The sequence below is a fragment of the Amycolatopsis sp. NPDC051071 genome (genome assembly GCF_040682875.1).
In the GTDB taxonomy this organism is placed as follows: Bacteria; Actinomycetota; Actinomycetes; order Mycobacteriales; family Pseudonocardiaceae; genus Amycolatopsis.
Genome location: NZ_JBFBBY010000188.1, coordinates 1 through 13225, shown reverse-complemented (window position 1 = coordinate 13225; position 13225 = coordinate 1). Strand labels below are relative to the sequence as shown.

Genomic DNA, 13225 nt, shown 5'->3' with positions numbered 1-13225 from the left:
CTTCCTTGCGCCTAGCGCAAGGAAGGGGGCCTTCATGTACCTCAGGCGAGCACACGGGCGCCGGTACCGAGGGGGTCGGGTCTCGTGAGTGTTTTGGGTCGTTAGAACGACCCAAAACACTCACGAGCGTCGGGGACACTCGCGCGTTCGGAGCTAGACGGGGATGACCGTCGGCACAATCATCGGACGGCGCCGGTAGGTGTCGGCGACCCAGCGGCCGACGACGCGGCGCACGGCCTGCGCGATGCGGTGCGTGTCGGTGATGCCCTCGGCCTCTGTCCTGGCGAGTTCCATCTCCACCATCGGGACCACGGCATCGAGGGCCTTCGGGTCGTCGGAGAACCCGCGCCCGGACACGGTCGGCCTGGTGACCGCCCGGCCGGAGCTGGTGTCCACCGCGACCGTGATCGCGATGAAGCCACCCTCACCGAGCACGAGCCGATCCGACAGGGTGGACTCGCCGACGTCGCCGACCGAGAGGCCGTCGACATAGACATGCCCGACCTCGACACGTCCGGTGCGCCTCGCCTTGCCGTCGACGAGGTCGACCACGACACCGTCTTCGGCGATGACCACGTTCTCCGGCGCGACGCCGGTACGCACGGCCAGTTCACCGTTGGCACGCAGATGCTTCCACTCGCCGTGCACCGGCATGACGTTGCTGGGGCGCACCGCGTTGTACAGGTACAGCAGCTCGCCCGCCGACGCGTGCCCGGACACGTGCACCTTGGCGTTGCCCTGGTGCACGACGTTCGCGCCGAGCCGGGTGAGGCCGTTGACGACGCCGAACACGGCGGTCTCGTTGCCCGGGATCATCGAGCTGGCCAGCACGACGGTGTCGCCCGCGCGGATCGAGATCTGCCGGTGCTCGCCACGTGCCATCCGGGAAAGCGCCGAAAGCGGCTCGCCCTGCGAACCGGTCGAGACGAACAGCACCTTGCTCTCGGGCAGGTCGCTCGCCTGGTCCAGGTTGACCAGGAGGCCGTCCGGCACGTTCAGCAGGCCGAGATCGGCGGCGATGCCCATGTTCCGGACCATCGAGCGGCCGACGAACGCGACCCGGCGGCCATGCCGGGTGGCCGCGTCGAGCACCTGTTGCACGCGGTGCACGTGGCTCGCGAAACAGGCGACGATGACGCGCTGGTCGACCCGGCGGACGACGTCGTCGAGCACCGGGCCGATGTCACGCTCCGGCATGACGAACCCGGGCACCTCGGCGTTGGTCGAGTCGACGCAGAACAAGTCCACGCCCTCGTCGCCGAGCCGGGAGAACCCGGCGAGGTCGGTCAGCCGTCCGTCGAGCGGCAGCTGGTCGAGTTTGATGTCACCGGTGTGCAGCACCACGCCCGCGGGGGTGCGGATGGCCACCGCGAGCGCGTCCGGGATCGAGTGGTTGACCGCGAAGAACTCCAGGTCGAACGCGCCGACCTGGCGGCGTTCGCCCTCGCGGACCTCGATCAGGTTCGGCCGCTGGCGGTGCTCCTTGGCCTTGGCCGAAAGCAGCGCGTTCGTGAAACGGGAGCCGTAGATCTTGAGATCCGGGAACAGCCGCAGCAGGAACGGGACGGCGCCGATGTGGTCCTCGTGCCCGTGGGTGAGGACGAGGCCGTCGATGTCTTCCAGGCGGTCTTCGATCGCCCTGAAGTCGGGCAGGATCAGGTCGACGCCGGGCTGGTCGTCTTCGGGGAAGAGGACCCCGCAGTCGACGATCAGCAGTCGGCCGCCGAATTCGAAGACGGTCATGTTGCGGCCGACTTCGCCGATCCCGCCGAGCGCGACCACGCGCAAGGCGCCTTCGGGCAGCGCCGGCGGCGGCGTGGTCGGTCCGGGTCCGGTTGGCAGAGAGGTCACCGAGGCATGGTCCCAACGCTGGTATGTGAGGTCGGCGCCGTATAGGCCGCCGCTGAATCTGCTTGTGCCACCCGAGCACCATGCCAGTCACTGGCGGCGCTTTCGCCGAGCGGCACGCCACCCTGGGCGAGATCGGCGGAAATCGCCTGGAGCTGCTCGTCGGTGGGGGCCACGATCGGGAGGCGCGGGTCGCCGATGTCGAGCCCGCGCAGCCGCAGGGCCGCCTTCGTGAAGGCGACCCCGCCGACCCGGGACATCGCCCGCAGGACGGGCAGCATGCCGCGGTGGTTGGTACGCGCGGTGGAGGTGTCGCCGGATTCGTAGGCGTCCATCATGCCGCGGATCCGGCCCGCGACGACGTGCCCGATCACGCTGACCACGCCCGCGCCGCCGACGGCGACCCACGGCAGGTTGAGACCGTCGTCACCGGAGTAGTAGGCGAGCTGCGAGTGCGCGATGACCTCGGAACCGGCGATCAGGTCGCCCTTGGCGTCCTTGACCGCGACGATGCGCGGATGCTCCGCGAGCCGCAGCAGCGTGTCGACCTCGATCGGGACGATCGACCGCGGCGGGATGTCGTAGAGCATCACCGGCAGTTCGGTGACGTCGGCGACCGTGGTGAAGTGCGCGTAGATCCCGGCCTGGCTGGGCCGCGAGTAGTACGGCGTGACGACCAGCAGGCCGTGTGCGCCCGCCTGCTCGGCCTGCTTCGCCTGCTCGATGCTGTGCGCGGTGTTGTTCGTGCCGGCCCCGGCGACGATGGTCGCGCGGTCACCGACCGCCTCGACGACGGCACGGATCAGCTCGGCCTTTTCGGCGTCGGTCGTGGTGGGGCTTTCCCCGGTCGTGCCGTTCACGACAAGACCGTCGTTGCCCAGTTCCACGAGGTGTTCGGCCAGCTCCTGCGCCCGCTTCAGATCCAGCGCCCCGTCGGCGTCGAAGGGGGTGGCCATCGCGGTGAGCACGCGCCCGAACGGTCTTCCCGGCGCTGCGGTGGGTGGAGTGGACATGGTGTGAAGGTACCTCCTGCGAACCTCGAACCCCTTGCCGACGTGGTCGTTCCCGAGAATGCGGGAGATTTTCCGCGACGAAGGCGAACTCGGCGCAAACTCTGGCGTGAGCTATTTGACCTTGGTGGTGATCTGCGAGGTGAGCTGACCGCCGTCGGTCTTGGCGAGCAGGCACAGGTACTCGCGCGAGTAGTCGTTGTCGTCCTTGCTCAGCGGCCGGTTCCACTCCGCCTCGGTCGGGACGACGGCACGCCAGTAGAGCCCCGGCCGCCGCTGCGACGGCACCGCGTCCGAGTTGAAGGTGGCCGAGCAGATCGCCTCGGCGATGCGGTTCACCACTTCGGCACCGGGATACGCGACGGTCGCGGCTTCCTTGTCGCTCGCCGACTCGACGTTCAGCAGGTCGCCCTTCGCGTAGACCTCGACCAAGTGATTCTTGTTACACGTCCCGCTGGTCTCGTTGTTCATCGTGACATTCGCCGCGAGCGGGACGTTGTAACAATCACCCGAAAGATCGATCTTGAGCTGGCCGTTGATGCCGTAGGTGAGCGTCGGCTGGGCCTGCGCGTTCCCCTCGGGCGCGGCCATCCAGCGGCCGAGGAAGATCCCGCCGACCAGGGCCGCGACCACGGCGACCGCGGCCAGGCTGAGCCACAGAGGCCGCAGGTTCCGCTTGGCCGGGGCGGGCGCGAGCCGGGTCATCGGCTGGCCGGGGTGCAGCATCGCCGTGCCACCCGAGGGCGGGGTCGGCTGGGCCTGCACGCCCTGCGCGGCCGAAAGGAGGCTGCGCACCTGGTCGTACGACATCCGTGCTTCGGGCTTCGTGACCAGCAGGCCGAGGATCGCGGCGGCCAGCGGGCCCTGGACCCTGGTCAGATACGGCGCCTCGGTCATGATCGCGTGCAACGTGGCCGCGGTGGTCGACCGTTCGAACGCGACGATGCCTTCCGCGGCGAAGAACAACGTCGTGCCCAGCGACCAGAGGTCGGATTCGGGCATCGCGTCGCGGCCTTCGACCCGCTCCGGCGCCATGAACGCGGGCGAGCCCACGATCATGCCGCTGGTGGTCAGGCGTGGATCGTCGGTGGCGTGCGCGATGCCGAAGTCGGTGAGCTTCACCCGGCCGTCCGGCGCGACCATGATGTTCGCCGGTTTGACGTCGCGGTGCACGATCCCGGCGGCGTGCGCGGCCCGCAGCGCGGACAGCACCCGCTCCCCTACCAGCGCGATCTGCTGCGCGGGCATCGGACCGCGTTCACGCACCAGCTCGGCCAGCGTCGGCGCCTCGACCAGCTCCATCACGATGAAGGTGGCGCCGCCCTCGGTGACGACGTCGTACACGGTGACGACGGCGGGGTCGTTGAGGCGCCCGGCGGCGCGGACCTCGCGCAACATCCGCTCCGACAGCACCGAGGCGTCCTCGGGGGCGTCCGCGAACTTCAGCTCCTTGATCGCCACCTGACGGCCGATCACCTGGTCCTGCGCGCGCCAGACGATGCCCATCCCGCCGCGGCCGAGCTCGCCCAGCAGGGCGTAACGGCCGGCGACGATCCGCGCGCCGGCGGCCTGGTACGTCTGCTGGGGTGGCGGCCCGTACGCACGGGTCTGTTCGTCGGTCAAGGTGTCGGCGCTCCTTCGGTTCGCGCAGGTTGCTGACTCGGACCCGTTCGCGCCCCGAAAGGTTCCTTCTCCAGCCGCTGAAAATCAGACCGTGACGTCGTGCCCGGACTCCCGGAGCGCCTTCACCGCGCGCTCCAGCTCGGGAGCCCGGACCAGCACGTGGTCGGTGTCGAAAGTGGACAGCGAGAACAACGCCACCCCGGCGGCCGCCAGCTCGCTCGACAGTGCCGCGATGATGCCGGTCAGCGTGAACGCCAGTGGCCCGCGGACGGTCAGCAGCCGCCAGCCCTCCTCGACGGTGGCCCCGGACGGTGCGAGACCGGCAGGGCAGATCACCGAAAGCTCCTCCGGCGTCCGTGTGACCGAGATCAGCACGGGCTCACCGGGGTCGAGCAGGTTTGCCGGAACCGGCGCGTCCGGGGCGAGGCGGGCGACCACGTACTCGCCGGGCCGGACATCGATCGCGAGGCGGCGCATCAGCCTTCGAGAACCTTCGGGCTTGAAGCGATCTCGGTGCCATCAGGCAGCGCGGAGATGGTGAAGTCGGCGAAGACGTTGCCGGAAGCCTTCTGCAGCTCGCGCAGGCAGTCGATGGCCAGGGCGCGGATCTCGACGTCGGCGCTCTCGGTGGCACGCATGGCGATGAAGTGCCGCCAGGCGCGGTAATTGCCGGTGACCACGATGCGGGTCTCGGTCGCGTTCGGCAGCACGGCGCGGGCCGCCTGGCGAGCCTGCTTGCGGCGCAGGGTCCCGCTCGGCACGTCGGCGAACTTCTCCTCCAGCCCGGCGAGCAGCTCGGTGTAGGCGTCGACGGCGGCCTGCGAGGCGGCGAGGAACTTCGCGTGCAGCTCCGGGTCCTGCGCGATGACCTCGGGCTCGACGAACGCGGCGTTGCGCTCCGGGACGTAGCGCTGCGAGAGCTGCGAGTAGGAGAAGTGCCGGTGACGGATCAGCTCGTGCGTCAGCGACCGGGAGATCCCGGTGATGTAGAAGCTGACGGAACCGTGCTCCAGCACCGACAGGTGACCGACGTCGATGATGTGCTCGAGGTAGCCGGCGTTGGTCGCCGTCTTCGGGTTCGGCTTCTTCCAGGACTGGTAGCAGGCCCGGCCGGCGAATTCGGCCAGCGCCTCACCACCGTCGGCGTCGGTCGACCACGGTACGTCCGACGGCGGGAAGAACTCCGTCTTCGCGATCAGTTGAACCCTGGGTGACACGGTTTCGGCCACGTTCGCACTCCCTTTCGACCCCTGCTCCACGACTCCAGGCAGCGTAACCGCAGCCCTCTCTGACACCCCGGCGACATCATGGTGACGTCACGGCGTCCTTGACCGACGTCACGAATGACGTCATAGTGGTGTCATGGACCTGACGCCGTACATCACAAGCCTTCGCGAGGACCTCGCGAACACGGCTTCGGCCGGCGACGAGCAAACGCGGCGCGCCGCCGCGCTGCTGTCGTCGGCACTGGAGCCGGCCGTTCGACTGACCATCATGAACGCCCTCGCCGACCTGGCCGCCGAAGTGACTTCGGCGCTGCCGGGGCACGTCGTCGACGTCCGGCTCGACGGGCGCGACGTACGCGTCGTCGTCACCGGTTCCGGGGAGCACGCCGAGCAGTCCGCGCCGCGCCAGGAGGCGCCGCGAGAGACACCGCGCGCACCCAAGATCGACACCGGCGACATCACGCGGATCACGCTCCGCCTGTTCGAGCAGGTCAAGGGTCAGGCCGAAGCCGCAGCCGCCTCACAGGGCGTTTCGCTGAACACGTTCGTCTCGCAGGCCGTCCAGGGGGCGCTGGGCAAGAGCGCAAGCGAGCACTGGCAGTACAAGCAGAAGCCGGACGGCGGTGCCGGTTCGCGCCTGCACGGCTGGGTCCAGGGCTGAGGGGACGGAAATGACCGAGGAAACCACTCCCGCGGGTGAAGAGTCCGTGCGGATCGAAGACTTCGAAGCCGACGGCCCGATCGAGATCGACGTGAACCTGGCCGTCGGCCGGGTGACCATCGAACTGTCGGACGAACCCGGCATCCGCGCCGAGGTCCGCCGCGACGGTGGCGAGCAGCAGCCGTGGGTCGACGGCATGACGAGCCTGCTGAGCTGGGTCGGGGAGCGCTTCGGCGACCAGCTGGGCGGCACGCAGGGGACGTCGGTGGACGACGCCGTGGCACAGACCCGGATCGAGAAGATCGGCAACCGGCTGGTCGTTCACGCGCCGAAGGCCTGGCAGCTGAAGAACATCCCGCTCGGCGTGACCGTCCGGGCCCCCGCCGGCTCGCATCTGGAAGTGCGGGCCGGGGCGGCCGACGTCACGGTGAGCGGTTCCGCCGGACGGGCCGACATCCTGACCGGCGCCGGCAAGGTCGGCCTCGAACGAGCCGACGGCTCGGCGATCGTCCGCACCGGCACCGGCGACATCAAACTCGGCCCGACCCTGTCCGGCCTGCAGCTGCGCACCGGCAGCGGCCACGTCGAGGCGTCCTCGGTGAGCGGCTCGGCCTCGGTCGCGACCGGCACCGGCGACGTCTGGCTCGGCGCGGTGGCTGGCGACGTCCTGGCCCGCACCGGCAGCGGCGACCTCTCGGTGGCGGACGCCGCCTCCGGATCACTGGAACTGAACACCGGCTCCGGCGAGGTCCGGGTCGGGATCCGCGGTGGGGTGCGGGCGGAAGTCGACCTTTCGTCGACGACCGGTTCCGTGTCCAGCGAGCTGGAAGTCGCGGAGAGCGCCCCCTCGGACGTCTCGCTGAAAGTGCGGGCGCGGACCGGGACCGGCAACGCGGTGGTGACCAGCGCGGCTCAGTGAGCCGCGGAGCGCGGGGGGATCCGATGGCCGGGCCCACCAAAGTGTTCGCCTGGTGGCCCCAGGGCTCGCGTCCATGAAGGATTTGGGACATTCAGTGTCCCGAATCCTTCATGGACGAACCCGTCCACTCCCACGACCGCCTGCCTTCCGCGAGCGCAGCCAGCTCAGCGTGGCCCGCTCACCGCACCAGTCGCGCGAGCACGGGGGCGAGGTCGCCCCGCTCCCCCACCACGACCCCGTCCAGGCCCTGCCACTCGGCCATCAGCCGCAGTTCCCCGGCCAGCTCACTCGCGACCCGCGCGACGTCCACCTCGGGCTCGGCGAAAGCGCCCTGCACGCGAAGGACCCCGGCGGCCCGGTCGGCTTTGAGGTCGACGCGGCCGACCAGCTCACCGTCCAGCAGGAACGGGAAAACGTAGTAGCCGTAGATCCGCTTCGGCTCGGGGACGTAGATCTCGATGCGGTAGAAGAAGTCGAAGATGCGCTGGGTGCGGGCGCGTTCCCAGATCAGCGGGTCGAACGGCGACAGCAGCGCACGGCCGGTGACCGATCGTGGCACCTTCGCCGCGACGTGCCGGTAGGCCATCGCGGGCCAGCCCTCCACGGTCACCGGTTCCAAAACGCCCGCGTCGACGAGTTCGGCCACGGCCCGCTTGCTCACGTCCGGGCCGAGCCGGTAGTAGTCCCGTAGATCCGGTTCGGTGCCGATGCCCAGCGCGACGGCCGCGCGGGTGATCAGTTCGCGGGCACCCTCCTCCGGGCTCACCCGCAGCGACAGGATTTCCGGTGGCACGACACGTTCGGTCAGGTCGTACAGCCGCTCGAACGACCGCCGCGTGCCGGTGGTCAGCTGCCCCATGCCGAAGAGCCACTCGCAGGCCTTCTTGACTTCCGAACGCTCCCACCACGCGCAGGGTTTGTAGCGGGCCGAGTCGCCTTCGAGCGCCCGCTCGATGCCGCCGGCGCCGATCGGCCCCTGTTCCTTGACCACGGCGAGGATGTCGTCCACCAGCTGCGGCGTCTGTTCCAGCACCCGCGCGTAGTTCGTCCACCAGCCCATCCGTTTCGCCCCGGACCGCAGCAGTGGCCAGTCCTCCACCGGCAGCAGACTCGCCTCGTGCGCCCAGGATTCGACCAGCAGCCGGGGTTTGCGCGCGGAGTGGGACCAAGCCGCGTCATCCACCAGCGTGGGCTCGTACGTGCCGAGGCGCGAGAAGATCGGCATGTAGTGCGCGCGGACCGCGACGTTCACCGAATCCAGCTGCAGCAACTGGATTCGCGACAGCACGCGCTGCAGATGCCGCCTGGTCACCGCGCCGCTGGGACGCGCATCGGCGAACCCTTGGGCGGCCAGGGCGATCCGGCGCGCGACCGGCCCGCTGATGGTCGGAGTGTTCATCATCCGCATGGTGCCATCCGCCACCGACAGTTTCCGGCGACCCAGTACGTTTCACGCATGGCCGCCGCCGAAGTCCGCCCCGCCGTCGTGTCCGACGCCCCCGAAATCGCCCGCATCCAGCGCGATACCTGGCGAAGCGCCTACACGGAACTGCTCGGCGAAGCGGCCGTCGCCGCGCTGGACGTCGTAGAGCTCGAAAAGACCTGGGCCGAGACGATCGAGTACCCGGGCACGCGTGTCTTCCTGGCCACAGAAGGCGAGTTCACCGTCGGCTTCTGTGTCGCGGGCCGGGCCCCGGAGAGCGAAGTGGCTGCCGCGGACGGATCGCTGCCCGAAGACGCGGCGACGACGGCGCTCATCGCCTCGCTGCTGGTCGAGCCGCGCTGGGGACGGCGCGGGCACGCCGGACGGTTGCTCGCGAACGCGTCCACCTGGCTGCGCGAGGACGGCGCCGTCCGCGGGATCAGCTGGGTCGCCCAGACCGATCACGCGTCACTGGGGTTCTTCCGCCGCGCGGGCTGGTCCCCCGACGGGACCGTCCGCATTCTCGACACCGGCAGTACGAACGTGCGCGAAGTCCGGCTCACCGGCTCCCTCGACCTCGAGCTCACTCCCTGACTTCGCGAACACGACCCACCGCATCACCGAGTACATGAAGACGCCTTCGCACGCCCCTGCGATGAGCCGGGAGAGGCGGTAGTCGACGCCCAGCGCGGCGAGTCCCGCGCCGACGCCGAGCAGGAACGCCAGGTAGTTGACGACGATCGCGACGACGTACAGCACCGCCTGCCTGCCGACAGGCGCGTGCGAGCGGAAGTTCAGGCCGCGGTTCAGCACAAAGCTCAGCCCGAACGCGACCCCGTACGCGAGCGTGATCGCCAGCCACACCGGCAGGCCGAGCCAGCCGCGAAGCAGCATGAGCAGGATCAGGTCGACCCCGAAGGTGAACCCGTTGATGAGCGCGAAACCGAGGAAACTCGGCGCCACCAGCCGGGAAAGCCCGAAGGGGAGGCGCCGGACCACGGCCGCGCAGAAGTCGGTGAAGCGATCCGCGAAAGCCTTGCCGCGGACCGCGTCGTGCACGTCGGCCACGAACCCAGCATGGCAGCGGCAGGTGGCCGCGAGCCGACGGACAAGTGATCTTCTGGTGCGGGCCGGAGCCTGGAACGGGGGGCTGGCCCCAGTGCGTCACGTATTTCAGCTGATAACTTGGAAAGAACGAAGATAACGGGGAGGCAACGATGGTGGGCTGGTTGCTCCTGTCGTTCGGTGTCGCCTTCGGTTCCGCGATCCTCCCCGTGGTCAGCGTCGAAATGTTCCTCATCGGCCTGTGTGCGAGCCAGCCGACGCTGCCGTGGCTGCTGCTCGGCGCCATCGTCGCGGCCGGTCAGGTCGGCGGGAAGACGCTGTACTACCTGGCCGCGCGCGGCACGATCAAGCTGCCGAAGCCCCTGCACGACCGCCTGCACCGGGAGCGGCCGCCCACCCCACGCCGGGAAAGATGGCAGGCGCGCACCAAGAAGATGCGTGCCCGGCTCGACGCCCTCCGCGAACGCTGTCACCGGCATCCTCACTGGATGCTGGGCACCTACGGGGTGAGTTCGATCATCGGCCTGCCGCCGTACATGGCCACGAGCGTGCTCGCGGGGCTGGTACGGATGCCGCTGGCGAGCTTCCTGGCCACCGGTTTCCTGGGGCGCTGGCTGCGGTTCAGCCTGCTGGCCGCCTCCCCCGCCCTGTTCGCCGGGTGGTTCCACTACTGAGCCCCGCCGCAAGTAGTCCTCTAGTTGCGGTTCTGGTGGTCTCCTGCAAGTAGTCCTCTAGTTGCGGTCGGAGCGGGAAGCGGCTTCGAGTTCCACGGCACGGTTCATGGTCGCCCGGGCCCGCTTCCGGTCCCCCGCGATCTCGTACGCGTAAGCCAGCCGGTACCAGACGCGCCAGTTCTCCTGATCCGCCTCGACCTCGGCCCGGCGCTCGTCGAACCAGGCGTCCGCCGCTTCACGATCCACCCGGCCCGAAGGACGACGGGGCAGGTCGGACACGTCGGGCAGGCCACCTTCCTCGTCCAGCCGCCGCGAAAGCCGCTGGATCTGGACGCCGGAACGCCAGGTGGTCACGATGATCCAGATCCCGAGCAGCGGCAGCAGCAGGACGCCGACGCCGAAGAGCACCGGCACCGTCTCCCCGGTGCGCAGCAACGCGATCCCGCGGCCTGCCAGCAGAACGACGTAGACCGCGAGCGCCGCCGTCATCACCAGCGCGAGATTGCGGGCCCTCACAGGTCGAGGATGTTCTCGAGACCGACCGTCAGGCCGGGCCGCGTGAGCACCGAGCGCACGCCGAGCAGCACACCCGGCATGAACGACGTGCGATGCAGCGAATCGTGCCGGATGGTCAGGGTTTCCCCTTCGCCGCCGAACAGGATCTCTTCGTGCGCCACCAGTCCGGGCAGCCGGACCGAGTGCACGCGGACGTTCTCGACGAGCGCGCCGCGCGCACCGTCCACTTCGGACGTCGTCGCGTCGTCGCCCGGTTCGAGACCGGCTTCCGCGCGGGCCTCGCCGATCAGCCGGGCGGTATGCGCGGCAGTGCCGGACGGCGCGTCGGCCTTGCGGTTGTGGTGCAGTTCGATGACCTCGGCCGAGTTGTAGAACCGTGCCGCCTGCTGGGCGAAGCGCATCGCCAGCACCGCGCCGAGGGCGAAGTTCGGCGCGATGAGCACGCCGAGCGACGGGTCGGCCGCGAGCCACGAACGCAGCTTCGCCAGCCGCTCCTCGCTGAACCCGGTGGTGCCGACGACGGCGTGGATCCCGTTGCCGGTCAGGAACTCCAGGTTGTCCATCACCGCGTCGGGATGGGTGAAGTCGACGACGACCCGCGCCTGCTTGAGCGCCGAGAAGTCGTCTCCCGCGTCGAGTCCGGCGACGAGTTCCATGTCGTCGGCGCCCTGGACGGCGTTGACCACTTCCTGGCCCATCCGGCCGCGCGCGCCCAGCACGCCGACGCGGATCGGAGCGGATTCGGTCATGATGCGATCACCTCGTGCAGATCGTCCGGAAGGTCGTCGGCGTGAGCGTACGGCCCGACGACCGCCGCCGCCGTCACGCCACCAGGGCGACGCAGCAGAGTGCGAGCGAGCGCACAGACCTCTTCGGTGGTGACGGCGTCGATCCGCGCCACCGTGTCGTCGACGCCGAGGTACCGGCCGTAGTTCAGCTCGTTCTTGCCGATCCGCGACATCCGCGATGACGTGTCCTCCAGGCCGAGCACGAGCCCGCCCCGCAACTGCCCCTTCGCCCGCGCGACCTCGGCTTCGCTCAGCCCGTCCTTGCCGACGAGTTCGAGCACCTCGCGGATCACGCCCGCGACCTCGCCGAGCTTCTCGGGCTGGCAACCGGCGTACACGGCCATATGCCCGGTGTCGGCGTAGCTCGCGGCGGACGAGTACACCTGGTACGCCAGCCCGCGCTTCTCACGGACTTCCTGGAACAGGCGCGAACTCATCCCGCCGCCGAGCGCGGCGTTGAGCACCGACTGCGCGAACCGCCGGTCGTCGTGCCGCGACAGCGAACGCAGGCCGAGCATCACGTGCGCCTGCTCGGTGTCGTCGGTGTGCAGTGCGAGTTTCGGCACCATCGCGATCCGCGCGCGCCCGCCCCGCGGCGGCACCGGCGTCGCCGCGCCGGTCAGCCTGTCCCGCAAAGCCTTGCGCACCAAGCGAAGCACCTGGCCGTGCTCGATGTTCCCGGCGACGGCGAGCACCATCCGCGGCAGCGTGTAGCGGCGCCGGTAGAACCCGCGCAACGCCGACGCGGACATCTCCACGATGGACTTCTCGCTGCCGAGCACGGGACGGCCCAGCGCGTGGTCGCCCAGGATCGCGCCGACGAACGTCTCGTGCAGCAGGTCTTCGGGATCGTCGTCACGCATCGAGATCTCTTCGAGCACGACACTGCGCTCGGTCTCGACGTCCTTGTCCGTGCACAGGGCTTCGAACACGACATCGGTGACGAGGTCCATCGCGAGCGGCAGGTCCTCGTCGAGCACCTGCGCGTAGTAGCAGGTGTGCTCCTTCGCGGTGAACGCGTTGAACTCCCCGCCGACCGCGTCGATCTCCTCGGCGATCTGGGTGGCGTCACGGTTCGTGGTGCCCTTGAACAGCAGGTGTTCGAGGTAGTGCGCCGCGCCCTCGACGGAGGCGGGCTCGTCTCGCGAACCGACGCCGACCCACAGGCCGACCGTCACCGACCGGGAAGCGGGAACGTGCTCGGTGATCACCCGCAACCCGCCGGCGAGCACACTGCGCTTGACCACCGCACCGTCCGCGGTGGACTCGAGGGTGCGGGTGCTGCCGACGGGCTGTTCGTGCCCGGAGATCTGACGTACCAACGGATCCCTTACTCACATGTCAGGAAAGGGTCGTTCAGGACACAATGTGTCCTGAACCAACACAAAAATAACTGTAACAAACACCCACCGCGCAGAAAAAAGAGAAGGCGGGGGGGCCATCGGGGGGTGGTGGAAGTGGGTGTATAAGCA

General features: G+C 69.4%; 13 protein-coding genes and 1 pseudogene. 4 read left to right on the top strand and 10 right to left on the bottom strand.

What is annotated here, in order from left to right; translation table 11 throughout:
* Positions 1-153: 153 nt before the first annotated feature.
* The 5 genes from AB0M65_RS35660 to thyX all read right to left on the bottom strand — a co-directional run bounded on the left by AB0M65_RS35660 (position 154) and on the right by thyX (position 5710).
* A complete protein-coding gene (locus AB0M65_RS35660; protein WP_364038092.1) occupies positions 154-1851 on the bottom strand; it encodes a ribonuclease J in 1698 nt (565 codons plus the stop codon).
* On the bottom strand, positions 1848-2861 hold the full coding sequence (gene dapA / locus AB0M65_RS35655) for a 4-hydroxy-tetrahydrodipicolinate synthase (protein ID WP_364038089.1): 1014 nt from the start codon (positions 2859-2861) through the stop codon (positions 1848-1850). The genes AB0M65_RS35660 and dapA overlap by 4 nt, the downstream gene beginning before the upstream one ends.
* 111 nt (positions 2862-2972) lie before the next feature.
* Entirely contained in the window at positions 2973-4481 is a 1509-nt protein-coding gene (locus tag AB0M65_RS35650) for a protein kinase (RefSeq protein ID WP_364038086.1), read from the bottom strand.
* Positions 4482-4565: 84 nt separating this feature from the next.
* Complete coding sequence (locus tag AB0M65_RS35645; protein ID WP_364038083.1) at positions 4566-4958, bottom strand: ACT domain-containing protein; 393 nt, start codon at positions 4956-4958, stop codon at positions 4566-4568.
* Positions 4958-5710 carry an FAD-dependent thymidylate synthase gene (gene thyX / locus AB0M65_RS35640; protein WP_364038080.1) on the bottom strand — a complete coding sequence of 251 codons (753 nt, stop codon included), beginning with the start codon at positions 5708-5710 and terminating at the stop codon, positions 4958-4960. The genes AB0M65_RS35645 and thyX overlap by 1 nt, the downstream gene beginning before the upstream one ends.
* Positions 5711-5843: 133 nt before the next feature.
* Between thyX and AB0M65_RS35635 the strand changes: the two genes are divergently transcribed.
* On the top strand, positions 5844-6368 hold the full coding sequence (locus AB0M65_RS35635; RefSeq protein WP_364038077.1) for a toxin-antitoxin system HicB family antitoxin: 525 nt from the start codon (positions 5844-5846) through the stop codon (positions 6366-6368).
* Positions 6369-6378: 10 nt separating this feature from the next.
* On the top strand, positions 6379-7287 hold the full coding sequence (locus AB0M65_RS35630) for a DUF4097 family beta strand repeat-containing protein (RefSeq protein ID WP_364038074.1): 909 nt from the start codon (positions 6379-6381) through the stop codon (positions 7285-7287).
* A gap of 178 nt (positions 7288-7465) precedes the next feature.
* Here AB0M65_RS35630 and AB0M65_RS35625 read toward each other — a convergent pair whose 3' ends face one another.
* Entirely contained in the window at positions 7466-8686 is a 1221-nt protein-coding gene (locus AB0M65_RS35625) for a crosslink repair DNA glycosylase YcaQ family protein (RefSeq protein WP_364038071.1), read from the bottom strand.
* Positions 8687-8743: 57 nt separating this feature from the next.
* Here AB0M65_RS35625 and AB0M65_RS35620 point away from each other — a divergent pair, with 57 nt between their 5' ends.
* A complete protein-coding gene (locus AB0M65_RS35620) occupies positions 8744-9304 on the top strand; it encodes a GNAT family N-acetyltransferase (RefSeq protein WP_364038069.1) in 561 nt (186 codons plus the stop codon).
* A 66-nt stretch (positions 9305-9370) separates the two neighbouring features.
* Here the strand turns inward: AB0M65_RS35620 and AB0M65_RS35615 are convergent.
* Positions 9371-9604, bottom strand: a pseudogene (locus AB0M65_RS35615) (GtrA family protein); the annotation flags it as partial.
* Between the two features lie 323 nt (positions 9605-9927).
* Here AB0M65_RS35615 and AB0M65_RS35610 point away from each other — a divergent pair.
* Complete coding sequence (locus AB0M65_RS35610) at positions 9928-10449, top strand: hypothetical protein (RefSeq protein ID WP_364038066.1); 522 nt, start codon at positions 9928-9930, stop codon at positions 10447-10449.
* Positions 10450-10506: 57 nt separating this feature from the next.
* On the opposite strand, the gene AB0M65_RS35605 is transcribed toward AB0M65_RS35610, so the two are convergent.
* Genes AB0M65_RS35605 through AB0M65_RS35595 form a run of 3 tightly spaced genes read right to left on the bottom strand, consistent with a single transcriptional unit; the run spans position 10507 to position 13075 of the window.
* The gene (locus AB0M65_RS35605) at positions 10507-10965 is read right to left on the bottom strand and encodes a tetratricopeptide repeat protein (RefSeq protein WP_364038063.1); all 459 of its coding nucleotides are present in this window, start codon (positions 10963-10965) and stop codon (positions 10507-10509) included.
* Positions 10962-11714 carry a 4-hydroxy-tetrahydrodipicolinate reductase gene (gene dapB, locus AB0M65_RS35600; protein WP_364038060.1) on the bottom strand — a complete coding sequence of 251 codons (753 nt, stop codon included), beginning with the start codon at positions 11712-11714 and terminating at the stop codon, positions 10962-10964. The genes AB0M65_RS35605 and dapB overlap by 4 nt, the downstream gene beginning before the upstream one ends.
* The gene (locus tag AB0M65_RS35595; protein ID WP_364038057.1) at positions 11711-13075 is read right to left on the bottom strand and encodes a pitrilysin family protein; all 1365 of its coding nucleotides are present in this window, start codon (positions 13073-13075) and stop codon (positions 11711-11713) included. The genes dapB and AB0M65_RS35595 overlap by 4 nt, the downstream gene beginning before the upstream one ends.
* Positions 13076-13225 lie beyond the last annotated feature (150 nt).